This is a genomic window from Paenibacillus thermoaerophilus (assembly GCF_005938195.1).
Classification (GTDB): Bacteria; Bacillota; Bacilli; order Paenibacillales; family Reconciliibacillaceae; genus Paenibacillus_W; species Paenibacillus_W thermoaerophilus.
Window position 1 is genome coordinate 1 of sequence record NZ_VCQZ01000058.1, and the last position, 1,213, is coordinate 1,213.

The following is a 1,213-nucleotide window of genomic DNA, read 5'->3' on the forward strand; positions in this document are numbered from 1 at the left end:
CTTTAGAAGGAGGATCAAACCGTGGCTTCTATAGATAGAATGTCACTTTTGGAGCTTTTGCGCAAGTCCGGTTCTGATGGTGATGTAGACTTTCTCAAAGAAGCCTTGAATGTGCTTGTTCATTCCTTGATGGAGGCGGAAGTAGCGGCCCAGATCGGTGCCGAGCGTTATGAACGAAACACGGAAAGAACCAACCAGCGCAACGGTTATCGGCAGCGGGAGTGGGATACACGGGTCGGAACGCTCAATCTGAGCATTCCGAAGCTTCGCAAAGGCAGCTACTTCCCCTCCCTGCTTGAACCCCGGAAGCGCGCGGAAAAGGCATTGCTTTCCGTTGTACAGGAAGCGTACATACACGGCGTCAGTACGCGAAAAGTCGATGAACTCGTTGAATCCCTGGGCATGAAAGGCATCAGCAAAAGCGAAGTATCCCGGATATGCCGGGAGCTCGATGAAGTCGTGATCGCATTCAAAGAGCGCCCGCTCGAGGGACAATTTCCTTATGTCTGGTTGGATGCCACGTTCCCGAAAGTACGCGAGGGCGGCCGGGTACGCAGCATGGCGCTTGTCGTGGCCATCGGCATCCGGGAGACCGGGGACCGGGAAGTTCTCGGTTTTGATCTTGGCATGAGCGAGGACGGCTCGTTTTGGCTTGAGTTCCTACGGAAACTGGTCGCTCGGGGACTTCGAGGCGTGCAATTGGCGATTAGTGATGCTCACGAAGGGTTGCGCAGAGCGATTGAGCAGGTTCTGGCGGGCGCCACTTGGCAGCGTTGCCGTGTTCACTTCATGCGCAATGTCCTGAGCCAGGTGCCGAAGTCGTCGCAATCGATGGTCTCGTCGATCATCCGGACGATTTTTGCGCAGCCGAGCCAAGAGGCGGCTGTAATGCAACTCCGACAAGTCGCCCAGCAACTTCGTGGGAAGTTCCCGAAAGCCATGGATATTCTGGAGCAGGCAGAAAGTGACGTACTGGCCTACATGGCCTTTCCCAGGGAGCATTGGCGGCAAATTCATTCCACCAATCCGTTAGAGCGCTTGAATCGGGAGATCCGCCGACGTGCCGATGTCGTCGGGATCTTTCCGAATCGTGAGTCTGTCATTCGACTCATCGGTGCCATTTTAATGGAACAGCAGGACGAATGGACAGTTTCGCACCGGTATTTCAGCAAAGAGTCCATGGCCAAAGTGGTTCAAGGAGAACAAGCCCTTT

At 54.7% G+C, this 1,213-nt stretch carries 1 protein-coding gene; it reads left to right on the plus strand.

All coding sequences use genetic code 11. From position 1 onward, the window contains the following. Positions 1–39: 39 nt before the first annotated feature. Positions 40–1,213 (plus strand): IS256 family transposase (locus FE781_RS17315; protein ID WP_425464980.1); only part of this gene is annotated, 1,174 nt, incomplete at its 3' end.